Genomic DNA, 21,024 nt, shown 5'->3' on the forward strand with positions numbered 1-21,024 from the left:
CGGATCCGGCAGCCCCCCGAGAACCGGAGGCGATCCCGATGGACCTGCTGACGTACAAGGAACTCGACACCGAAACCGACCCCGAGGCCCCACCGCCGCACCGGAGCCCGGTGCAGCGGGCCTGGCACTGGCTGCTCGGCCTCAACCCGACCGCCGTCGTGTTCATGGTCGCGCTCTCGCTCGGCCTGGCCATGGTCGGCGCCCAGGTGAGCTGGCTGCCGATGCTGGTGCTGATGGCCATCGTCTGGGGAGCGACCGTCCTCGCCCTGGTCGGCGTGGTCGCCCGCTGGATGACGCCCGGCCGGGGCAGGCACCGCGTGGCGTCCTGACCCGGCCGCGTCCGCGTCCGGCTCGTGCCCGGCTCGTGCCCGGCGGTCCGGGGGTGCTCAGCCGATCCACACCGTGGTGATGTTGCAGAACTCCCGGATCCCGTGCCCGGACAGCTCCCGGCCGAACCCGGAGCGCTTGACGCCGCCGAACGGCAGCGCCGGGTGGGAGGCGGTCATCCCGTTGAAGAACACCCCGCCGGCCTGGATGTCGCGGACGAAGCGCTCCTGCTCGCCCTCGTCCCGGGTCCAGACGTTGGAACTGAGCCCGAACGGCGTGTCGTTGGCGTGCGCCACCGCCTCGTCCAGGTCGGCGACCCGGTAGACCGTGGCGACCGGGCCGAAGGTCTCCTCCTGGTGGATCCGCATGGCCGGGGTGATGCCGGTCAGCACCGTCGGCTCGTAGAAGTAGCCGGTGTCCCAGCCCTCCGGGCGCCCGCCGCCGCACTCGACCCGGGCGCCGTGGGTGCGGGCGTCCTCGACCAGCTCCTCCAGGTCGTCCCGGCCCTGGCGGCTGGCCAGCGGGCCGACGTCGGTCGCCTCGTCCATCGGGTCGCCGACGCGCAGCGCCCGCATCGCCTCGGTGAAGGCGGCGGTGAAGCGGTCGTACACGTCGGTGTGCACGATGAAGCGCTTGGCGGCGATGCAGGACTGCCCGTTGTTCTGCGCCCGGGCTCGGACGGCGGTGCGCACCGCCGCGTCCAGGTCGGCGCTGGGCAGCACCACGAAGGGGTCGCTGCCGCCCAGCTCCAGGACGGCCTTCTTCACCTCGTCGGCGGCGGTGGCGGCGACCGCCCGCCCGGCGGGCTCGCTGCCGGTGAGCGTCACCGCGGCCACCCGGCGGTCCCGGATCACGCCCTCGACCGCGCCCGAGCCGATCAGCAGGGTCTGGAAGCAGCCCTCCGGGAAGCCGGCCCGCCGGAACAGCTCCTCCAGCGCCAGCGCCGTCCGGGGCACGTTGGAGGCGTGCTTGAGCAGGCCGACGTTGCCCGCCATCAGGGCCGGCGCCGCGAACCGGACCACCTGCCAGAACGGGAAGTTCCACGGCATCACGGCCAGCACCGCCCCGAGCGGGCGGTAGCGGACGTAGGCGCGGGCGGCGCCGGAGTCGGCGACGTCGGCCGGGGCCGGGTGCTCGTCGGCGAGCAGTTCCTCGGCGCGGTCGGCGTACCAGCGCATCGCCGTGGCGCACTTGGCGGCCTCGGCCCGGGAGGCGGCGAGCGGCTTGCCCATCTCCTCGGTCATCGTGCGGGCGATCGCCTCCCGGTCCTGGTCCAGCAGGTCGGCGGCCCGGCGCAGCAGGTCGGCGCGGGCGGCGAAGGGGGTGGTGCGGTAGCCGTGGAACGCGGCCTCGGCGCGGGCCAGCCGCTGCTCGATGCCGGCCGCGTCGAGCGGTTCGAAGGTCTCCAGGATCTCGCCGGTCGCGGGGTTGACGCTGGCGATGGGCATGCGGGGCTCCCAGGGGGGTCGGGGTCCGGTGCGTCTGCGCCTCTCACCCTCCCCGACGGCCCGCCCGGGGGCACGCCACCACCGCCCGGCGTGTCCCGCCGGGCGGTGGTGGCGCGGGCACGTCTACTCGGGCAGCGACTCCACCCGGGCCGCCGCCTCGCGGGCCCGGGCGCCGGCCCTGGTCCGCCCGGCCGTCACCAGCCGGCTGGGAAAGCGGTGCAGGTACTCGGCCTCCAGCTGCCCGGTGCGCAGGGTGTGCCGCTTGAGGGCCTCCTCCGAGCCGTACAGGAAGGTCTCGTGGCGCGTGCGGTGCAGCTGTTCCAGCTCGTGCAGGAGCGTGTCGTTGCCCAGGGCGTGCGGGGAGACGCCCGCAGGCCGGATGTGCGGATCCTCGACGTGCCGCATCTGGTACCTCCTCGGCGGAAGCCCCCTCCTCCAGGGTGCCCGCTGCCCCCGGCCGGTGCACCAGTTCGGGTGGCCGGGGGCGCGCCCGTCAGGCCGGTCGTGATCGAACGGATCGTAGGATGAATGCTTCTGGACTCTTCGCTCCCGCCCCCTACAGCTCGGACAGATCCCCCATGCCGCTCCCCAAGGCCGAACTCCACCTGCACATCGAAGGCACCCTGGAGCCCGAACTCGCCTTCGCCCTCGCCGCCCGCAACGCGGTCACGCTGCCCTACGCCGACACCGAGGCGCTGCGGAAGGCGTACTCCTTCAGCGACCTGCAGTCCTTCCTGGACCTGTACTACGCGCTGATGGCCGTGCTGCGCACCGAGGAGGACTTCGCCGACCTCGCCGACGCCTACCTCACCCGGGCGGCCGAGGCGGGGGTCCGGCACGCGGAGATCTTCTTCGACCCGCAGGCGCACACCGCGCGCGGCGTGCCGCTCGGCGTGGTGGTCGACGGCCTGACCCGGGCGCTGGCGCGCAGCGAGGAGCGGCACGGGATCAGCACCCGGCTGATCATGTGCTTCCTGCGGGACGAGTCCGCCGAATCCGCGCTGGAGACCTTCGAGGCCGCCCGCCCGTACTTCGACCGGATCGCGGGCATCGGCCTCGACTCGGCCGAGGTCGGCCACCCGCCGGCCAAGTTCCGCGAGGTCTACCGGCGGGCCGCCGAGGCCGGGCTGCGCCGCGTCGCGCACGCGGGCGAGGAGGGCCCGGCGTCCTACATCACCGAGGCGCTGGACGTGCTCGGCGTCGAGCGGATCGACCACGGCCTGCGCTGCCTGGAGGACGGCGAGCTGGTCGCGCGGCTGGTCCGCGAGCAGGTCCCGCTGACGCTCTGCCCGCTCTCCAACGTCCGCCTGCGGTGCATCGACACCCTCGCCGACCACCCGCTGCGCGAGATGCTGGAGGCCGGCCTGCTGGTCACCGTCAACTCGGACGATCCGGCGTACTTCGGCGGCTACGTCGACGACAACTTCCGGGCCGTGCAGCAGGCCCTCGCGCTCGACGAGGAGACGCTGCGCCGACTCGCCGCCAACTCCTTCCGGGCCTCCTTCATCGACGACGAGCGCCGGGCCGAACTGCTGGCCGAGGTCGAGGAGTTCCGCTTCTAGGAACTGTCCTGGGCGGCGGCTGACGGGTCGGCCGCCCGGCCCCGGAGCGTAGGGCCCGGGGCCGGGCGGACGAGGTCAGAGCAGGGTGCTCCAGTAGTACCAGAACCGGTTGAGGACCAGCAGGGCGATCACCGCGTACCAGAGCGCCGGGACGACCCAGTGGTAGCGCGCCGCCTCGCGGACGACCGGGCGCAGGGCGCGGCCGGTGGGGATGATCCCGGAGCGCAGGTTGTGCAGGGTGGTGTACCAGAACAGCGGGATCATCGAGGCCCAGACCACCATGCAGTACGGGCAGAGCGCGCTGATCCGGTAGAGCGCCTGGTACATCAGCCAGGTCACGAAGCCGATGCCGAAGACCGTCCCGGCCTGGAGGCCGAGCCAGAACCAGCGCCGGTACGTCGCCCCGGAGAGCAGCCCGGCGCCGATCGCGATGACGACGCCGAAGCCGACCAGGCCGAGCAGCGAGTTGGGGAAGCCGAAGGCCTCGGCCTGGTCGCTGCGCATGATCGAGCCGCAGCTGATGATCGGGTTGATGTTGCAGGAGGGGACGTACGACGGGTCCTTCAGCAGCCGGATCTTGTCCAGGGTGAGGACCGAGGAGGCGAACAGGCCGACCGCGCCGCCGATCAGCAGCAGCCAGGCGAACGGGCGGCTCGCGCCGTACGTCCGCGCGGCGGGGGCGGCGGCCGTCATCCGGTCACCTGCTTGACCATCGCGGTGAACTGCTCGGGCGTGGCGGCCTTGCCGCCGGTGAGGACGTCCAGCTTCTTGCCGTCCAGCTTGACGGTCGGGGTGCCGGTGACGTCGCTCTTGTCGAACTCCTCGTTGACCTTGGCCGCCCACGGCGCGTAGGTACCGTCCTGGACGGCCTTGACGAAGCCGTCGGTCTTCAGCCCGGGCACCTGGCCGGCCAGGTCGAGGAGGTGGTTGACGTCGCCGAAGCCGTCGGTGCGCTCGTCGGGCTGGTTGGCGTAGAGCACGTCGTGGAACTGCTTGAACTTGTCCACGCCCTCGTTGAGCGCGGCGCCGGCGGCGGCCAGCGCGGTGCGCGAGCCCTTGCCGCCGAGGTTCTTGTCCAGGAACGTCGCCAGGTGGTACTCGATCTTGTACGTGCCGTCGTCGGCGAGCTGCTGGACGGCCTTGCCGGTGGTGGTCTCCAACTGCTCGCAGTACGGGCAGCGGAAGTCCTCGTAGATCTCCAGGGTGTGCGGGGCGTCGGCCCTGCCGTAGGTGATCACGGTGCCGTCCTGGCCGCCCGTGTTGGCGGGGACGACCAGCGGGCCGCTCGCGGCCGCGTCGGCGGAACCGGAGCCGGAGGAGCCGCCGACGGCGAAGGCCACGCCCGCCACGAGGGCGAGCACGGCGGCGGAGGCGCCGGCGACCACGACCCGGCGGCGGATCCGGTCGGAGCGCTCGGCCTGGGCGCGGGCGGCGCGCATGCGGTCGGTGGCGCTGGTCTTGGCGGCGGCCTTGCGGGTGTTGCTCATGAGGTGTCGTCCTGTGCTCTCGGGCGTGCGGGGGTGCGGGCGCGCGGGGCGCGCGGCGAGAGGACCGGCCGGGAGCGGCGCCGAGCGGCGCGCGCCTGTCAGCAGGCCAGGGCGAGCGTCGGCGGACCGCGCCGGACGGTCGGGCGGACGACGACGTCCTCGGCCGGGACCAGGGTCCGGCTGGCCCGGGGGAACGGCACCCGCGCCACCGGACGGGCCGGGACGGGCGCGGCGAGCAGCCGCAGCCAGCGGGCGGCGGCCGGCAGGTGCCGGTGCAGGAAGTCGCCCAGCATCCGGGCGGTGCGGGCGAGGCCGGCCAGCGCGGCGTCCGCGCGGCGCAGCCAGAACGCGCCGGCCAGCGCGATCGCGGCGTGCAGCAGCAGGAGCAGCAGGACGCCGGTCTGCTGGGAGACGCCGTGGCCGAGCAGGAACCCGCCCAGCGAACCGCCGCCGCACAGCAGCGGCTGGAAGCCGCGCGCGGAGCCGGGCGGCAAGGACGGGCAGGTGGTCTGGGCGAAGTCGAACAGCGCGCTGACGCCCAGCTCCAGCGGCAGGAACACCGCCGCGACCGCCGGGTAGCCGCGCTCGCGGCCGGCCAACGCGTACGCCACCGCGAACACGGCGACGCAGGCCAGGGCCATCGGGCCGGCCGGCAGCGCGCGGCCGGTGACCAGCACCTGGCCGAGCCCGGCGAGCAGCACGACCAGCGCGGCGAAGACCGCCGCGCGGAGCGTCCTGGTGACCGGGCCGATGTCCATGGCATCCGAGTCTGCCACAGGTTGAAAGCGAAACGGTCGGGCCGGAGGTCCGCTGTGAAGAGCCTCACCACCGGCGCTGAGCTGGGCTTATGCGGCCCTTACGCGGGCCGGGCCGTCGTGCTCACCGGGGCTGCCCGCCGCGCTCGCCCGGGCCTGCCGGCTGCGCTCAGCCGCGTCTGCCCGCCGCGCCGATCCGCTCCTCGACCAGTTCCCGGAAGTGCTCCAGGTCGCCCCGGACGGTCCGCTCGATCGCCCCGGCCAGGGCGAAGCCGCGCGGCCCGCCGAACGCCTCGTGCATCGCCTCCGGGTCGTACTCCACCCGGATCTGCAGCCGGGTGTGCCGGGCGTCCAGCGGCAGCAGCGCGAACGCGCCGTGCAGCCGGGGTTCGTCGAGCGTCCGCCAGGACATCACCCGGCCCCGGCCGCGGTCGGTGATCTCGGTGTCCACCGCCCGCTCGGTGCCGTCGACCTCCACCCCGAGGTGCGCCAGGTTCCGCCCGTGCGGGTGGGCGCTGCGGACGCCGTCGACGAACTGCGGGTACTCGTGCACCCGGTGCAGTTGCTCCCAGGCGGCGAGGACGGGGACGGCGAGGTCGATCTGTTCCTCAAGGATGCTCATCACGGTGCTCCGTGGCGGGGGCGCATGGGGGACGCGGGGTACGGCGCGTAGTTCCAGCCTGCGCCCCGCGCGGGGGCCGGGCAAAGGCACGCCCCCGGGCGGGCGGCCGGCGCGGGGCTGCGGGAGACTGGGCGCATGCCGGAGCTGCCCGAGGTCGAGGCGCTGAGCGACTTCCTGTCCGAGCGGCTGACCGGGCGCGTCATCGCCCGGGTGCAGCCGGTCGCGATCAGCGCGCTGAAGACGTACGACCCGCCGGTCACCGCGCTGGAGGGGCGGACGGTCGGCCCGGTGACCCGGCGCGGCAAGTTCCTCGACATCGAGGCCGGCGGGCTGCACCTGGTGGTCCACCTGGCCCGGGCCGGCTGGCTGCGCTGGAAGGACGGCCTGCCCGCCGAACCGCCGCGCCCGAGCCCGAGGAACCCGCTGGCGCTGCGGCTGCGCCTGGCCGGGGAGGCCGGCGACGGCTTCGACCTGACCGAGGCGGGGACGAAGAAGGGCCTCGCGGTCTACGTGGTGAAGGACCCGGCCGAGGTGCCCGGGGTGGCCCGGCTCGGCCCCGACCCGCTGGACCCGGCGTTCACCCTGGCGGACTTCGCCGCCCTGCTGAGCGGCGACCGGCGCCGGCTCAAGGGCGTGCTGCGCGACCAGGGCGTGCTGGCCGGGGTGGGCAACGCCTACTCGGACGAGGTGCTGCACGCGGCCCGGATGTCCCCGTACAAGCTGGCGTCCAGCCTGACCGAGGAGGAGGCGGCGCGGCTCTACGAGGCGCTCGGCGCCACGTTGCGCGGCGCGGTGGAGCGCTCGCGGGGGCTGGCGGCGGGGGAGCTCAAGGCGGAGAAGAAGCTGGGGCTGCGGGTGCACGGCCGGACCGGCCTGCCCTGCCCGGTCTGCGGGGACACCGTGCGCGAGGTGTCCTTCGCGGACTCCTCGCTGCAGTACTGCCCGACCTGCCAGACCGGGGGGAAGCCGCTGGCGGACCGGCGGCTGTCGCGGCTGCTGAAGTGAGGGCGCGGGTGGGGCGGGCCCGGTGCGGCCCGCCCCACCCGAGGTGGGTTTCCGTGGGGCTCCGGTGGGGGCGGGCCCGGCGCGGGTTCAGCGCTTGACGGCGACGCCGCCCCAGTAGTACGCGGCCTTCGGGTCGGCCGGCGGCTCGCCGTCCGGGCGCCAGGCGAGGACGGGGGAGAGGCCCGGCTCGACCAGGTCCCAGCCGTCGAAGAAGCGCAGGACGTCGTCGTGGGTGCGCGGGACGAGGGTCATGCCGCCGGCCCGGGCGGCCTCGGTGACCTTGCCGACCGCCTCCGGGTCGAAGTCCTGGGTGGGGGTGGTGAGGGCGATGCAGCTGCCGGCGGGCAGGGCGTCGCGCAGGGCGGCGACCCGGCCCCACGGGTCGTCCTCGTCGGCGATGAGCATCAGCACGGCGATCATCAGCAGGCCGACCGGCTGGGTGAGGTCCAGCGTGGCGGTGAGCGCCGGGTCGGTGAACAGTTCCTCGGGCTTGCGCAGGTCGGCGTGGATGTAGGTGGTCCGGCTGGCGGGGCTGGACACCATCAGGGCGCGGGCGTGGGCGAGCACGATCGGGTCGTTGTCGACGTAGACCACCCGGGTGCCGGGGCTGACCGCCTCGGCGATCTCGTGGGTGTTGGGCGAGGTGGGGATGCCGGTGCCGAGGTCGAGGAACTGGCGGATGCCGTGTTCCCGGGCGAGGTGGCGGACGGCCCGGCCCTGGAAGGCGCGGTTCGCCTTGGCCATCTGCTTGACGCTCGGCACGGCCTCCTCGATGGCCTGCCCCATGGCGCGGTCCGGCGGGAAGTTGGTCTTGCCGCCCAGCCAGTAGTCGTACACGCGCGCCGAGTGGGGGGCGGTGGTGTCGACGCCGAACCGTTCCCACTGGCTCAGCTCGGCGGGGTCGTCGTCGGGCCGGCCCTGGTCCGGGATGTCCTGACTTGTCGTCATGGCCACGTCCTCTGATGGCAGATCATCACACTGGGGAAGGCACAGCGTAGCGGTCGGGAGGGGAGGCCGAGCGTCCGGTCGGGGAAGTCGCGGGGAAGCCGGGGGCGGGCGGGGTGCGCTTGCGCCGTCGGAGTGGTGATCGGGCCCGTCTGAGGCGCCATCGGGGAGCGGCGGCGCTACACGGGGGAAGCATTCAGAATGCTGTCAGATCATCAGATTTACTCACGAATGCCCTCGCGGCGACTGCTACTGGTCGCGGCCGGGATGTCCCTGCTCGGGGCGGCCGGCTGCGGCAGCCCCTGGAGCGACGCGGACGACGCCGGGGCGGGCGCCACGGCGCGGACGCCGGGTGCCGCGCCGGAGGCCTCCGGACCGGGCTCCGGGCCGGAGGCGGCCCAGGCCGCCCCCTCCGCGGCGCCCCCGCCCGCCCCCACGGCTGCGCCGCCGCCCGCCGCCGCCCCGCCGATGCCCGCCCGCCGGCGGCTCACGGAGGAGGAGGCCAAGCCGGTCAACCAACTCGACCCGGGCCAGCGGGTGGTGGGGCTCACCATCGACGACGGGCCGGATCCCCGGTACACGCCGACCGTCCTGGCGCTGCTCCAGCAGTACGGGATCCGGGCGACCTTCTTCCTGGTCGGCGAGTGCGCCGTCGAGAACACCGGGCTGGTCCGGGAGATCGCGGACCGCGGCCACCATATCGGCAACCACACCTGGACCCACCCCGACCTGCGGCACATGTCCGACGAGGCGGTGCGGGACGAACTGGAGCGCACCTCCGACCTGCTGTACCGGACCACCGGGCGCCAGCCGTCCTGGTTCCGCGCGCCCGGCGGGGACTGGTCGCCGGTCGCGCTCAGGGTGACCACCGAGCTCGGGATGCGGCCGATGGGCTGGACGGTGGACCCGGAGGACTGGGCCACGCCCGGGACCTCGGTGATCACCGAGCGGATCCTCAAGAACGTCCGGCCGGGGTCGATCGTGCTCAACCACGACGGTGGCGGTGACCGCTCACAGACGGTGGCGGCGCTGAAGGCGTACCTGCCGGTGCTGGTCGACCAGGGGTACTCCTTCTCGGCCCCGTCGAACTGAGCGGGGGCGCGGGGCGGCGGGTGCGGGTGGCGGTTTCCCGATGAAGGTCGCGGCTTTACCGCTTAAACCACCCGAAAGAGTGGCTTGGGAGAACCGTTTCTGCTGATTTTGGGCCTCTAGGGTGATCTCGCATCAATGCATCAGGTACCACCAGGTACCTCCTGAAAGGCCATCAATCATGCGTCTCCGCAACACCGCACTCGCCGTCGCCAGCGCCGTCGCCCTCGTCCTCGCGGTTCCGACCTCCGCCGGCGCCGCCACCGGCGACTTCCTCTACAAGGTCGGCCCCGGTGTGCCGGCCGGGCTCGCCGACCCGGAGAGCGGCCAGTGCATCAACCTGTTCGGGGCCACCGAGAAGGACCCGGCCTTCGCGCCGGAGAACTTCACCACCTCGACGGCCACGGTCTTCCTGGACTTCGACTGCAAGGGCGACGTCTTCTACGTCATGAACCCCGGCAAGAAGCTCGGCGACCGGCTGAAGCTGCGCTCCGTGGTCTTCTCCTGAGTGGGGTGGCCCGGGCCGGACGGTCGGCGTAGCGTCGAACTGTCCGGCCCGGTCGCCGGCGCCCCGCCGTGCCCGTGCGCGGCTCGCTGTGCCCGTGGTCGGGCGCCCCAAGCCTGGGCAGAGCGAAGGAGGGCCTGGGATGACCGGCAACGGCTACGCACACCCCGAGGCGCTGGTCCGCACCGAGTGGCTGGCCCGCCACCTGGACGACGGGACGATCCGGGTCGTCGAGGTGGACGAGGACACCACCGCCTACGACCGGGACCACATCCCCGGCGCGATCGGCTGGAACTGGACCACCGACCTGCACAGCCGGGTCGGCCGCGACTACGCCGACCGGGAGGGCGTCCAGCACCTGCTGCGGGCGGCCGGCGTGGAGGACGACACCACCGTGGTGCTCTACGGCGGCAACAACAACTGGTTCGCCGCGTACGCCTACTGGCTGCTGCGGTTGCGCGGCTTCGGGCCCGTGCGGCTGCTGGACGGCGGGCGCAAGAAGTGGGAGCTGGAGGGGCGCGGGCTCACCGAAGAGGTGATGGACTACCAGCACACCGCCTACCGGCTGACCGGGCCCGAGCGCCCGGAGCTGCGGGCGCTGCGGGACGAAGTGCTCGGCAAGGCCGAGCTGTTCGCCAAGCCCGGCTCGGACGCGGTGCTGGTCGACGTCCGCTCGCCCGCCGAGTACCGGGGCGAGCTGATCGCCCCGCCGCACCTGCCGCAGGAGCAGGCGCAGGTGCCCGGGCACATTCCCGGCGCGGTGAACGTCCCCTGGTCGCAGGCGGCCAACGACGACGGGTCGTTCCGCTCGGCGGAGGAACTGCGGGCGCTGTACGCGGGGAAGGGCGTGGAACCGGAGCGCGAGGTGATCGCGTACTGCCGGATCGGCGAACGGTCGGCGCACACCTGGTTCGCGCTCACCGAGCTGCTGGGGTACCCGCACGTGAAGAACTACGACGGCTCGTGGACGGAGTACGGCTCGCTGGTGCGGGCGCCGGTGACGCTCGGCGGGTGAGGGGGCGGCGGGTGAAGGGGCGGCGGGTGAAGGGGGTCAGGAGTGAGTGGGCCGGGGGGTGAGGGGTCGGGGCGTGAGGGACGGGTGGGGCGCGGGGGGCCGGCGGGGTGTGTGACGGTGCCGCGGCGGTGCCGTGTCGGCCTGTTTCTTTTCATGAACATCTCACAATTGGGGAGTGGAGCGGGAGCCACCGGGACATGGATCGATCCGACCCATCGTCCCAGTGACCCTGGAGGACCACGTGCGCAAGAGGCTGATCGTCTCTGCTGCCAGCGCCCTGAGCCTGTTCCTGGCCGTCCCCGCCTCGGCGGCCGACTTCCAACCCGGCGCGGCCGGCATCGGAGACCCGTACTACCCGACCTACGGGAACGGCGGGTACCGCGTCTCGCACTACGACATCCGGCTGAAATACCAGCCCGCCACCGACGAGCTGGAGGGCACCACCACCATCCTCGCCACGGCGACCGAGAACCTCTCCCGCTTCAACCTCGACTTCGCGCTGAACGTCCAGGAGGTCCGGGTCAACGGACGTCCGGCGACCTTCGCCACCAGCGGCGAGCAGGAGCTGGAGGTCACGCCCGCCCGGCCGCTCGCCAAGGGCAGCCAGACGACCGTGGTGGTCCGCTACAAGGGCGTCCCGTCCACCGTGAAGAAGTACGGCTTCACCGCCTGGCTGCGCACGCCGGACGGCGCGGTGGCCGCCGGCGAGCCCGAGTCGGCGTGGTGGTGGTTCCCGAGCAACGACCACCCGAGCGACAAGGCCACCTTCGACGTCTCGGTCCAGGTGCCGGACGGCAACCAGGTGATCAGCAACGGCATCCTGACCAGTGCCGTCTCCCAGGCCGGCTGGACCCGCTACAGCTGGCGCGAGAACAAGCCGCAGGCGACCTACCTGGCCACCCTCGCGGTCGGCAAGTTCGACGTCACGACCGACACCACGCCGAGCGGGCTGCCCGTCTACAACGCGTACAGCAAGGACCTCGGCGAGGACACCGACGCGGCCAAGGCCAGCGTCGAGCGCACCGGCGAGATCGTCGACTGGCTGAGCGGCTACTTCGGCGACTACCCGTTCAGCTCGGTCGGCGGCTACGTGCCCAACGTCAAGACCGGCTTCGCCCTGGAGACCCAGACCCGGGTCTTCTACAGCCCCCGGCAGTTCGCGCGCGGCTCCAACACCTCCGTCGTTGTCCACGAGCTGGCCCACCAGTGGTACGGCGACAGCGTCTCGGTCTCGCACTGGAGTGACATCTGGCTGAACGAGGGCTTCGCCCGGTACTCGCAGTTCCTCTGGTCCGAGCACGAGGACGAGGGCACGGCGCAGGAACTCGCCGACTACGTCTACGCCTCGCACCCGGCCGACGACCCCTTCTGGACCGTCAAGCCGGGCGACCCGGGCGCCGCCAACCAGTTCGCGAACGCCGTCTACGACCGGGGCGCGGTGGCCATCCAGGCGCTGCGCAACGCCGTCGGGGACGACAAGTTCTTCCGGATCCTGAAGGGCTGGCCCACCGAGCGCCGCTACGGCAACGCCTCCGTCCCGGAGTTCCAGGCGTACGCGGAGAAGGTCTCCGGGAAGAAGCTCGGGGACCTCTTCGCCACCTGGCTGTTCACCGCCTCGAAGCCGGCCGCCGGGCCGGCGCCGGCCGCAGCGGCGGCCTCGCTCGCGCCGGGTGCCGGCGCGGGACAGGACGCCGGGCGGCTGCCGGCGGAGCCGAAGTCCTGGAAGAAGATCCAGGAGACCAACTCGCTGCACGACGAGGAGCGTTGATTCCTGAGTCCGTTGAGCCCCCGGATGTGACCTGGTGACCAGGTGACCTGGTGACCTGGTGACGGGCGTGGTCCGGTCGGCCGCTTGAGGAAGCGGGCGGTCGATCGGGCTACGCCGCTCCGGGGCCGTCCGCCGCCAGCAGCTCGGTGAGGCGGCGGACGGCGAAGGGTATGAGCTCCCGGACCGGGATCAGCCGACAGGGCGCGTTGCCGACCAGCACCTCGCGGATGCCCGCCCGCTCCTCGAACTCCTTTCCCACGGCCGGGAAGTGGGTGTCGTTGTCGTCGCCCACGTCGGGTGCCTCGATCCAGACCCGCTCGCCCTGGATCGCCATCGGGAAGCGCCGGAGCTTGAGGCGGCGGTTGGGCGCGAAGGTCTCTGCGTAGTGCAGGAAGGTGTTGCGGTTGTGCCCGACACCGATCAGCAGCACGTACCCGCCGAGGTCGTGCAGCGCGCCGAAGGGCGACTCGCGGCCGACCGCGAAGCCCAGCGAGCGGCGGGCGGTGACCTCGCGGGCGTGCGCCCCGACCGCGGCGACCGAGGCCTGCGGATGCGTGCTGCGCAGGCTCTCCGGCAGCGCGCGCAGCGCCTCCGGTACGGCGCCCATCAGTGAGGGGAGCCCGGGGTGGAACAGCGGGACGGCGGCGCGCCGTTCGGCGACCTCGGGGCTCGGCAGGCCGGTGTGCTCCGGTGCCGGGTCCCGGACGACGGCGGTGGTGAAGGTGGGCACCGCGACCGTGCCGCCGGGCCCGACCGCCTCGCGCAGGCTGGCCACCACGGACGCGGCACCGCCGTCGACCCGGCCGAGGCTGGAGAGCGAGGAGTGCACGATCATCGCCATGCCCTCGCGGACGCCCACCCGCCGCCAGCCCTCGACGAGATCGGCGGTGCTGAGCGGCGCCTCGAGCGGTGCGTCGAGCGGGGTGGTGCGCGGGCCGGCGCTGTGCGCGGTGGTGCGGTGCGCGGTCATGGTGCCCCCTGGCGGTGCTGTGCAGGTGCTGGTGGGATCGTTCGGGGCCGACCATAGCGCGTGACACTGACAACCGGTCAGGACGGGGTGGCGGTCCGGCAGTCCGTCCTGACCGGTCGTGCGGTGCAAGGTCGGAGGCCGTTCAGGGCCTCGACCCCGTCGCTTCGGCCAGCACCCGGGCCTCCTGCTCGGGCGTGAAGCCGTGGCCGAGGGGCGGTTCGCCGCGCTCGCGGTCCCAGGCGAGCACGTCGGCGGCGGTGACCGCGAGCGGGGTCGCCGGCATCCCGGCCGCCCTGGCCCGGGCGGCGCTGCGCTGCTGTCCGGGCCAGAGCGGCGCGGCCCGGACCAGCGGGAAGAACGGCGGCGGCGCGCTCTCCGGCGGCACCGGGACGACCTCCACCTCGGTGCCCGCGACCTCGGCGCAGGTGGCGATCAGCCCGCCCAGTGTGGTCGGTTCGGCCGGGCCGACGGCGTGGAAGGCACCCGCCCGGCCGTCCTGGAGCAGCCGGACCACCAGCCGGGCCAGGTCGCGCACGTCGACCACCTGGACGGGCTGCTCCGGCCGCCCCGGCAGCGCGATCCGCCCGCCCCGGGCGGCCCGGCGCGCCCAGTAGGTGAGCCCGCGCTGCTCGTCGTGGGGGCCGGCCACCTTTCCGGGGCGCACGATCGTCGCCCCGTCCCCGTAGCGGGCGGTGACGTCGTCCTCGCAGGCGACCTTGAGCCGGCCGTACGTCTCCTCGGTGAGCTGCTCGGCGTCGCGCAGCGGTGCGCGGCGCGGGACGGACTCGTCCGAGCCGGGGGTGAGACCGGCGCGCTCGTACACCGCGTGGCTGGAGATGAACAGGTAGCGGCCGACCCGGTCGCCGAGCGCGTCCATGGCCTGGCCGACCTGGCGGGGGCGGTAGCCGCTGACGTCCACCACCGCGTCCCAGCGGCCGCCGCGCAGGGCGGTGTAGTCGCCGGTGTCGCGGTCGCCGATCAGGTGGGCGGCGGCGGGGAAGAGGCCGGGGTTGGTCCGGCCGCGGGTGAACAGGGCGACCTCGGCGCCACTGCGCAGGGCGTCGTCGGCGATCGCGCGGCCGACGAAGGAGGTGCCGCCGAGGAGGAGGATCCGCATGGGCCCAGCGTAGCGGCGGGGCCGGGGGAACAACGGATGGTGAGGGGGCGCCGGAGGGCACCGCGCATCACGCGGTGCCCTCCGGACAAGGGCCTAGGCTGCTTCGAGAGCGCGGGCCTCGGTGAGGATCAACTCCTCGATCCCGTAAAGGAAGCGTTCCATCGCCGGGCGCGGGAGCACCGCCGGGTCGGCCGTCATGGTCAGGCTCAGTGCGCCCGGGGACTGCAGCGCGTCCAGGGCGTAGGTCAGGCCGGGGCGGGGCTCGAACTCCACCGGCCAGGTCAGGGTGGTCACGTCCTCGCCTGTCCCGGTGTCGGGGGATGCGGTGACCAGCTCGCGGGTGTCGTTGAAGATGCAGGACCGGTCCGCGAGCGGGACGCCCTCGGCGGCGAGCCGCCCGATCTCGGCCTCCAACCGGAGCTTGTCGTAGTAGGCGTGGCGGTAGGCGCCGATCGCGGCGGCGTTGGTGCGTCGGACGACGTCCCCGAACTCGGCGGTGGCGTCCGGGAGGTGGAACAGCCCGTCGCCCGCGACCACGCTCACCGCGTTGGTCAGCTCGGGCAGGAAGCGGTTGCTCACCACGACGTTCAGCACCGCGTCCGTCGAACCCGACAGCCGGGCCGTCATCGCCGCCGTCGCCGCCAGCAGCACCGAGGAGGAGGTCACCCGGTGGGCGGCCGCCACCCGGTCCACCGCGCGGGGCAGCGCGGGCGAGCGCAGGACGGCGTTCGGGAACCTGGTGGCCGGCGTGGCCGGCTCACCGGGCGGGGGGAACAGCCGGGCCGGGGCCAGCCGCAGCTTGCGCAGGAACTGCTTGCGGGCGCCCTCGTCCCGCCGCCGACCGCGCTCCGAGGCCTGGAACTCCGCCTCCTCCAGCGGTTGCTGGGCGGGCTCGCGGATCTTGGCCAGCTCGTCCGGCGAGGTGCCCTGGCAGAGCGCGGTCAGGTCGGCCACCAGGCGGCTCATCCCCGTGCCGTCGACCGCGGTGTGCGAGAGCACCAGGCTCACGTACCGGGCCGACCCGCCCGTCTCCACGACGCCGACCCGGATCGGCCACTGGGCGGCGGTGTCGAACGGCAGCGCCGCCAGCTCCTCGTGCAGCCGCGCGCCCGCCTCGACCGGATCGGCCGGCTCCGCGCAGTGCCGTACCTCCACCTCCAACCGGCCCTCGGGGTCGACTACTTGGCGCAAGCGGCCGGCCTCGCCCGGCACCAGGCGGGTGTGCAGCGAGTCGTGCAGATGGAGCAGTCGCTCCAGGCCGGCGAGCAGGACGGGCAGCGGCAGCCCGGGGTCGAGCGGCGCAGCCGCGGCGATGTTGTAGCGCGGCGCGTCGGCCGGGGCGAGCCGGCTCACGGCGTCCCGGATGGCCTGTTGGCCCCAGGTGGCGGGACCGGACCCGGCCCGGCCGGACGAGAAGGCGATGTGCAGCAGTTGACGAGTGGTCACCGTGTGGCTCTCCGATGTGGCGGTGGATCGTGACGTCGTGCCGGTGCGTTGGGAGCGCGGATGCTGCTGGGGAGAGTGTGGCGCACCGCCTGCCCGCCGTCGAGGCCCGGAGCCCGGGGGCCGGGGCTCCGGCGGGCGCGCGGCCGGGGCTTCCGCATCTATCTCGACGTGAAGTATCTTGATGTCGAGATTGATGCCGATCATGCAACGGGGGCCTGCCATGCGGGGGAACGGACTGATGGCGCAGCTGCGGAAGCCGCCGGGCGGGCGGGACGCGCGGATCATGCTGCTGGCGCAGTGCGTCGACCGGACCGGGAGCGGGGTGTGGGCGGCGGCCTCGGTGCTGTACTTCACCTACGTGTGCGCAATGGACGCCCGACAGCTCGGCGTGCTGCTGGGCGTGGGCGCGGCGGCGGGGATCGCCGGGTCCCCGCTCGCCGGGCGGGCGGCCGAACGGCTGCCGGTGCGGTGGCTGCTGATCGGGTGTCACCTGCTGCGGATCGGGACGATGGGCCTGCTGCTGGTCGTCGACGACTTCGCCACGCTGCTCCCCGCCGTCGCCCTGACCTGCCTGGCCGAACGGGCGGCCAAGACCCTGGAGATGCTGTTCGCCACCCGGATCGCGGGCGAGCGGCGCGGCACGTACCAGGCGCTGTTCCGCAGCGTGGCCAACGCCGGGTACGCGCTCGGCGCGGGCATCGCGGCGATCGGCCTGGCGATGGGCACCACGACCGCCTACCGCGCGCTGATCGTGGCCAACGCGCTCTCCTTCGTCCTCGCTGCCGTCCTGGTCTGGCGCACCCGGGAGCCGGCCGGGCGCGGCCTGGTCGCGGCGGCCTCCGGGGAGGAGCCCGCCGCCGCCCCGGCGGCCGTGCCGAGCCCCTGGCGCGACCGGGGCTACCTGCTGTTCGTCGCGCTGGACATGCCGCTGAACCTCGACGACTCGATCCTCAACGTCGGTCTGCCGCTCTGGCTCGTCCACCACACCGGCGCGCCGCACGCCGTCGTCCCGGCCTTCCTGATCCTCAACACGGTGCTCGTGGTGCTCCTGCAACTGCGCGTCTCCGCGCGGGCGGAGGGCCCGCGCGGGGCGGCCGCGGCGGTGGGCTGGTACGGCCTGACGCTGCTCGGCTGCTGCCTGCTGACCGCGCTCGCCACCGGCGGCGGGCCGTGGACGGCCTCGCTCGCGCTGCTCGCCGCGGCGATGCTGGTCACACTGGCGGAGCTGATGCGCTCGGTGAGCTCCTGGGAGCTGGCGGTCGTCCTGGCGCCCCCGGGGGCCCAGGCCTCCTACCTGGGGGTGGCCGGGATGGCCCAGTCGGTGCAGAAGTCGGTGGGCCCGCTGCTGCTCACCGGCGTGGTGATGACGGCCGGTCCGGCCGGCTGGCTGGCCCTCGGCGCGGCGACCGTCGGCCTCGGCGCGCTCCAGCGCCGGGCCAGCCTGCGCCGGCTGGCGGCGCTGGCCGGCCCGGCGGCCGAGCCGTCGCCGCGGGTGGGCGCGGCGGTCGGCTGATCCGGCGCGTCGCGGCCGCCGGGCGCCCGCCGGGCCCGGTGCCGCCGGCGGGCCGGGACGGACGGCGGAGGGGGCGTCAGGGCCTCGTGACGTGCGGGGGGACGGTCGGCCGCGTTGCCGCGGGGCGGCTCGTCAGATCGGCTGGCGGGCCATTTCCGCCGGTCCGGGCCGGGTGGCGGTGACGACGTGGTAGTCGAGGAGGCCGCTGCGCCAGGCGGGGAGGAAGTTGCGGCTCCAGTGACCGGGAGGGACGGCGTCGGTGAGATAGCGGTCGAGGCCGGGCCAGACGGCGTCGCCGATGGACTCGGTGGTGATGGTGGTGAAGCCGGCCGCGGTGAGGTCGCTGGTGAAGGCGGCGAGGGGGTGGGGGACGTCGAGGCCGTCGGCGAAGCTGGCGAGGAGGATGCTCAGGCGCTCGGTGATGTCCGGTCCGGCGGCGGCGAAGAAGGTGGTCACGACGAGTCGGCCGCCCGGGCGTAGGACGCGGGCGGTCTCGCGGGCGAAGCCGGTGAGTTCACGGAAGTGCTGGGCGGCCTCGACGGAGTAGACGCCGTCCAGGGAGGCGTCGGCGAAGGGGAGTTGGTTGGCCGATCCGAAGGTGTAGGCCAGCCGATCGGGGTAGGTGGCCAGGGCTTTGGCGTTGACGGCGCGGGCGCGCTCGATCTGGTCCGGGTGGATGTCGACGCCGGTCACGCCCCCGAACCGGAACTCGCGCAGGGCGAGCGCCGCGCCGAGTCCGCGCCCGCAGCCGACCTCGGCCAGCCGCAGCCGCTCACGTGGCTCCGCGAACTCCCGCAGGACCCGGCGGTAGAGCTGCTCCTGGCTGTGGACCCGGTCCTCGGTCGTCGGGGCGGTGAGGTCCATGTCCTGCCAGTAGCCGAAGTTGATGAATCCACCGGCGAAGCTCGCGGCCCGGGACAGATCGCCGGCACCGTAGGTCCGGCGTACGGGGGCGGGGATGTGGTCGTGGCTCATGATGGTCGGTCTCCCGGTGTGTGATGTACCCGGTCTCGGCGGTGGAGTGACGACCCCGGACCGGGGGCGCTGAACGCGCAGTGTGACGGTGTGGCGGCGCTGTGACCGGCTCCGCGGTGTTCGGCGCCCGTCGGGCGCGCCGAGGTACGTACCCAAACCGGTGGTGATCCGAACACGGTACGTGATGGACCCCGGTCCGGGGCGGGAAAGGGGCGCGGAGGTGGCCCGGGGGGCTCAGAACACCGCCGCACTACCCTGGGCGGCTACCGGGCGCGCGGACTTCCTGCGGGAGGCGGCCGACGGGGCGCCGGGGCGCAGGGCGTGTCGTGCGGGCCGCCCGGCCCGTTACCGGGACGTCTGAACAGGAGACCCGTTACCGGGACGTCTGAACAGGAGAGGGGATTCCTTGGGGAACAGCGGAGGTGCCGCGGCGCATTCCGGCATCGACTTCCAGCAGCGCGTGGCGGCGCTCGCCATGTGCCACATGCTGTGCGACCTCGCCGATCTGAGCCTGCTGGGGCTCGACGGCGCGGGCCGGGTCGAGGAGTTGCGGTTCGAGACGGAGGACGAGATCGACGACCTCGTGCTGGTCGGGCCCGGGGTGCGGTACTTCGTCCAGGCCAAGAACACGATCAGCGTGTCGGCCGCGCCGACCTCGGACTTCGGGTCGGTGCTGGGCCAGTTCGTGCGGCAGTACGTGACGGACAGCCGGCCCGGGGACGTCTATCTGCTGGCGACCTCGACCGAGGCGTCCGCCCGGGTGCGCAGGGAACTGCGCAAGTTGACGGAGGCCGCGCGGCTGAGCCGGTCGAGCAGCGCGGAGCTCCCGCTCAACGGGGCCGAGCGGGACGTCCTGGAGAAGACCGAGGGGCTTGTCCGGGCGCACTACGAGACGGCGACCGGGCGCGCGATCACGGCGGTGGAGCTGCGGGAGATCCTGGCCAGGATCAGGGTCAGCTCGCTGGACGTGCGGGAGGGCGGTTCGCTGGAGTCGGCCGCGCTGCTGATGCTCAGCGTCCGGTCGGCGATCGGACCGCGGCTGCTCTGGGGCGGCCTGATCGCGCTGGCGGTGTCGCTGGCACGGGACAGGCTCGCGATCGATGCCGAGGGTCTGCGGGCGCGGATGGGCAAGTACGTCCGGGACCACCCGGAGCCGCCGGGGCCCGGCGCGAGCGGGCTGCTGAACCGGGAGACGGTGGCCGGGCTGGCGTTCGGCCGGGAGGTGGTGCTCGCGGAGGCCTCCTTCGAGGGGTACGAACTTGTCATCGCGGACTTCCGCAGGTTCGACGAGGCCGGGGCGAAGCGCGTCACCTTCGCGGACGGGCACGTCGAGTGGGCGCCGGGGGAGCGGTGGAGGGTCGTCGGACGGTGGGCCACCTGGGCGGGACTGGAAAGGCACCTCGAAAACCGTGCGGAGGAGTACCGGGACCGGCGGGTGCTCATAATCCCCGCCACGTTCACGGACGACCCGAGTGACGCACCGGCGGCCCGCGCGCACGCGGAGCACTGCGCGAACCTCGCCGAACGCGTCGAGGACGCCTTCGGCTGCCGGCACTGCGGCGACGCCGTGTCCGAGGCGGGCGCACCGCTGATCGAGGTCGACGAGGAGGGCCGCCCCGAGGACATCGGCCTGGTGCACGAGGAGTGCCTGCGGCCGACGGACCGGGTGCTCGGCGGGGTGGACGGCGAACTCCTCCGGGAGAATCCGCGGTTGCGCAACTTCGACTACGCGGGCTGGATCGCCGCCCTCCAGGGCGGCCAGTGGATGTTCGGCGGGATCGCGAGGGCGCAGCTGCCGGTCGCCCGCATCGCCTGGAAGTCGGAGTACGACGACTTCTCCCGGGGCGGCTGGTGTGTCCGGATCTCGTTGGAGGACGGCGGCGCGAACTACGTCACCGACCGCGGTCGGGTGGCCCGGCGCTCGGAGCGGAGGGCGGCGGAGGGCGCCGAGCGGATGAACGCGGACTTCGCCGCCGCGCGGAGGTCGGGGGATCCTTGGTGCTACACGCCCGACGGCTCCGGATTCGCCCCCTACTCAAGGCTGCTCCGCCAAGGGGAGGAGCCGATCCCGTGCGTCCGGGCCAAGGCGGTGCGGTACACCCGGGCCATCGGGGAGGCCTACTCGGACTGCCGGCGGTACTACGCGCCACTGGCGTACCTGGTGGACGCGGAGACCGGGGACCCCGTGGTCGTGGACGGGGTGATCACACTGCTCACCGATCCGCTGGAGCTGGACTCCTACGTGCGGAACTGGGCGCGCAGCGGCGTCGAGCTGCCCGAGTTCACGGTGGCCGGGATCCTGAGCGACGAGCAGTTCGACCGCTTCGTCCGGCTGGCGATGACGCGGGGCACGAACCTGGTCGTCAACCCGAAGCTGGCCCTGGACGGCTCCCTGGTGAGCGGGTACCTGTTGGACGTCTTCGAGGACCTGACGCGGGGCGCCGCGCCGGTCCTGTAGCGGGGCCGGGTGCCCGG

20 protein-coding genes are annotated in these 21,024 nt (G+C 73.7%); 9 read left to right on the plus strand and 11 right to left on the minus strand.

Annotation, left to right across the window (positions count from 1 at the left end; genetic code table 11):
- The first annotated feature begins 38 nt into the window (after nucleotides 1-38).
- Nucleotides 39-329 (plus strand): hypothetical protein, encoded by a 291-nt coding sequence (locus ACIP37_RS05125; RefSeq protein ID WP_400328771.1) that lies wholly within the window; start codon nucleotides 39-41, stop codon nucleotides 327-329.
- Nucleotides 330-386: 57 nt separating this feature from the next.
- Here the strand turns inward: ACIP37_RS05125 and ACIP37_RS05130 are convergent, their stop codons facing one another.
- Together ACIP37_RS05130 and ACIP37_RS05135 are read right to left on the minus strand one after the other, a co-directional pair.
- The gene (locus ACIP37_RS05130; protein WP_363581736.1) at nucleotides 387-1,775 is read right to left on the minus strand and encodes an NADP-dependent succinic semialdehyde dehydrogenase; all 1,389 of its coding nucleotides are present in this window, start codon (nucleotides 1,773-1,775) and stop codon (nucleotides 387-389) included.
- A 123-nt stretch (nucleotides 1,776-1,898) separates the two neighbouring features.
- Entirely contained in the window at nucleotides 1,899-2,180 is a 282-nt protein-coding gene (locus tag ACIP37_RS05135) for a DUF6158 family protein (RefSeq protein ID WP_350883625.1), read from the minus strand.
- A gap of 173 nt (nucleotides 2,181-2,353) precedes the next feature.
- Between ACIP37_RS05135 and ACIP37_RS05140 the strand changes: the two genes are divergently transcribed.
- Entirely contained in the window at nucleotides 2,354-3,337 is a 984-nt protein-coding gene (locus ACIP37_RS05140; RefSeq protein ID WP_363369635.1) for an adenosine deaminase, read from the plus strand.
- A 75-nt stretch (nucleotides 3,338-3,412) separates the two neighbouring features.
- On the opposite strand, the gene ACIP37_RS05145 is transcribed toward ACIP37_RS05140, so the two are convergent.
- From ACIP37_RS05145 to ACIP37_RS05160, 4 genes are all read right to left on the minus strand, one after another.
- Entirely contained in the window at nucleotides 3,413-4,030 is a 618-nt protein-coding gene (locus ACIP37_RS05145) for a vitamin K epoxide reductase family protein (protein ID WP_400803165.1), read from the minus strand.
- On the minus strand, nucleotides 4,027-4,824 hold the full coding sequence (locus tag ACIP37_RS05150; protein WP_400803162.1) for a DsbA family protein: 798 nt from the start codon (nucleotides 4,822-4,824) through the stop codon (nucleotides 4,027-4,029). The genes ACIP37_RS05145 and ACIP37_RS05150 overlap by 4 nt, the downstream gene beginning before the upstream one ends.
- Nucleotides 4,825-4,922: 98 nt before the next feature.
- The gene (locus ACIP37_RS05155) at nucleotides 4,923-5,582 is read right to left on the minus strand and encodes a hypothetical protein (RefSeq protein ID WP_400803159.1); all 660 of its coding nucleotides are present in this window, start codon (nucleotides 5,580-5,582) and stop codon (nucleotides 4,923-4,925) included.
- Nucleotides 5,583-5,748: 166 nt separating this feature from the next.
- Nucleotides 5,749-6,201, minus strand: coding sequence for an SRPBCC family protein (locus tag ACIP37_RS05160; RefSeq protein WP_400803156.1), 453 nt, complete (start codon nucleotides 6,199-6,201; stop codon nucleotides 5,749-5,751).
- A 135-nt stretch (nucleotides 6,202-6,336) separates the two neighbouring features.
- On the opposite strand from ACIP37_RS05160, the gene ACIP37_RS05165 reads away from it, so the two are divergent.
- Nucleotides 6,337-7,206, plus strand: coding sequence for a DNA-formamidopyrimidine glycosylase family protein (locus ACIP37_RS05165; RefSeq protein WP_363623675.1), 870 nt, complete (start codon nucleotides 6,337-6,339; stop codon nucleotides 7,204-7,206).
- An 87-nt stretch (nucleotides 7,207-7,293) separates the two neighbouring features.
- Here ACIP37_RS05165 and ACIP37_RS05170 read toward each other — a convergent pair whose 3' ends face one another.
- On the minus strand, nucleotides 7,294-8,154 hold the full coding sequence (locus tag ACIP37_RS05170) for an SAM-dependent methyltransferase (RefSeq protein WP_079135406.1): 861 nt from the start codon (nucleotides 8,152-8,154) through the stop codon (nucleotides 7,294-7,296).
- A 228-nt stretch (nucleotides 8,155-8,382) separates the two neighbouring features.
- On the opposite strand from ACIP37_RS05170, the gene ACIP37_RS05175 reads away from it, so the two are divergent.
- The 4 genes from ACIP37_RS05175 to ACIP37_RS05190 all read left to right on the plus strand — a co-directional run bounded on the left by ACIP37_RS05175 (nucleotide 8,383) and on the right by ACIP37_RS05190 (nucleotide 12,528).
- Nucleotides 8,383-9,243: a polysaccharide deacetylase family protein gene (locus ACIP37_RS05175; protein ID WP_363623677.1), complete on the plus strand. Its 861-nt coding sequence runs from the start codon at nucleotides 8,383-8,385 to the stop codon at nucleotides 9,241-9,243.
- A 178-nt stretch (nucleotides 9,244-9,421) separates the two neighbouring features.
- Nucleotides 9,422-9,748 carry a hypothetical protein gene (locus tag ACIP37_RS05180; protein ID WP_363581752.1) on the plus strand — a complete coding sequence of 109 codons (327 nt, stop codon included), beginning with the start codon at nucleotides 9,422-9,424 and terminating at the stop codon, nucleotides 9,746-9,748.
- A 139-nt stretch (nucleotides 9,749-9,887) separates the two neighbouring features.
- Entirely contained in the window at nucleotides 9,888-10,760 is an 873-nt protein-coding gene (locus ACIP37_RS05185; protein ID WP_363581754.1) for a sulfurtransferase, read from the plus strand.
- A gap of 241 nt (nucleotides 10,761-11,001) precedes the next feature.
- Complete coding sequence (locus ACIP37_RS05190; protein WP_400803806.1) at nucleotides 11,002-12,528, plus strand: M1 family metallopeptidase; 1,527 nt, start codon at nucleotides 11,002-11,004, stop codon at nucleotides 12,526-12,528.
- Between the two features lie 109 nt (nucleotides 12,529-12,637).
- On the opposite strand, the gene ACIP37_RS05195 is transcribed toward ACIP37_RS05190, so the two are convergent.
- The 3 genes from ACIP37_RS05195 to ACIP37_RS05205 all read right to left on the minus strand — a co-directional run bounded on the left by ACIP37_RS05195 (nucleotide 12,638) and on the right by ACIP37_RS05205 (nucleotide 16,061).
- The gene (locus ACIP37_RS05195; RefSeq protein WP_363581758.1) at nucleotides 12,638-13,498 is read right to left on the minus strand and encodes an AAC(3) family N-acetyltransferase; all 861 of its coding nucleotides are present in this window, start codon (nucleotides 13,496-13,498) and stop codon (nucleotides 12,638-12,640) included.
- A 142-nt stretch (nucleotides 13,499-13,640) separates the two neighbouring features.
- Nucleotides 13,641-14,615 (minus strand): NAD-dependent epimerase/dehydratase family protein, encoded by a 975-nt coding sequence (locus tag ACIP37_RS05200; protein WP_363581760.1) that lies wholly within the window; start codon nucleotides 14,613-14,615, stop codon nucleotides 13,641-13,643.
- 93 nt (nucleotides 14,616-14,708) lie between these two features.
- Entirely contained in the window at nucleotides 14,709-16,061 is a 1,353-nt protein-coding gene (locus ACIP37_RS05205) for a condensation domain-containing protein (RefSeq protein ID WP_363581762.1), read from the minus strand.
- A gap of 238 nt (nucleotides 16,062-16,299) precedes the next feature.
- Here ACIP37_RS05205 and ACIP37_RS05210 point away from each other — a divergent pair, with 238 nt between their 5' ends.
- A complete protein-coding gene (locus ACIP37_RS05210; protein ID WP_363581764.1) occupies nucleotides 16,300-17,574 on the plus strand; it encodes an MFS transporter in 1,275 nt (424 codons plus the stop codon).
- Between the two features lie 132 nt (nucleotides 17,575-17,706).
- Here ACIP37_RS05210 and ACIP37_RS05215 read toward each other — a convergent pair whose 3' ends face one another.
- On the minus strand, nucleotides 17,707-18,549 hold the full coding sequence (locus tag ACIP37_RS05215) for a methyltransferase domain-containing protein (RefSeq protein WP_363581766.1): 843 nt from the start codon (nucleotides 18,547-18,549) through the stop codon (nucleotides 17,707-17,709).
- 406 nt (nucleotides 18,550-18,955) lie between these two features.
- Here ACIP37_RS05215 and ACIP37_RS05220 point away from each other — a divergent pair, with 406 nt between their 5' ends.
- Nucleotides 18,956-21,007 carry a hypothetical protein gene (locus ACIP37_RS05220; RefSeq protein WP_400803148.1) on the plus strand — a complete coding sequence of 684 codons (2,052 nt, stop codon included), beginning with the start codon at nucleotides 18,956-18,958 and terminating at the stop codon, nucleotides 21,005-21,007.
- Nucleotides 21,008-21,024: the final 17 nt, after the last annotated feature.

Origin of the sequence: Kitasatospora sp. NPDC088861, assembly GCF_044750105.1 — a bacterium.
GTDB lineage: Bacteria > Actinomycetota > Actinomycetes > Streptomycetales > Streptomycetaceae > Kitasatospora.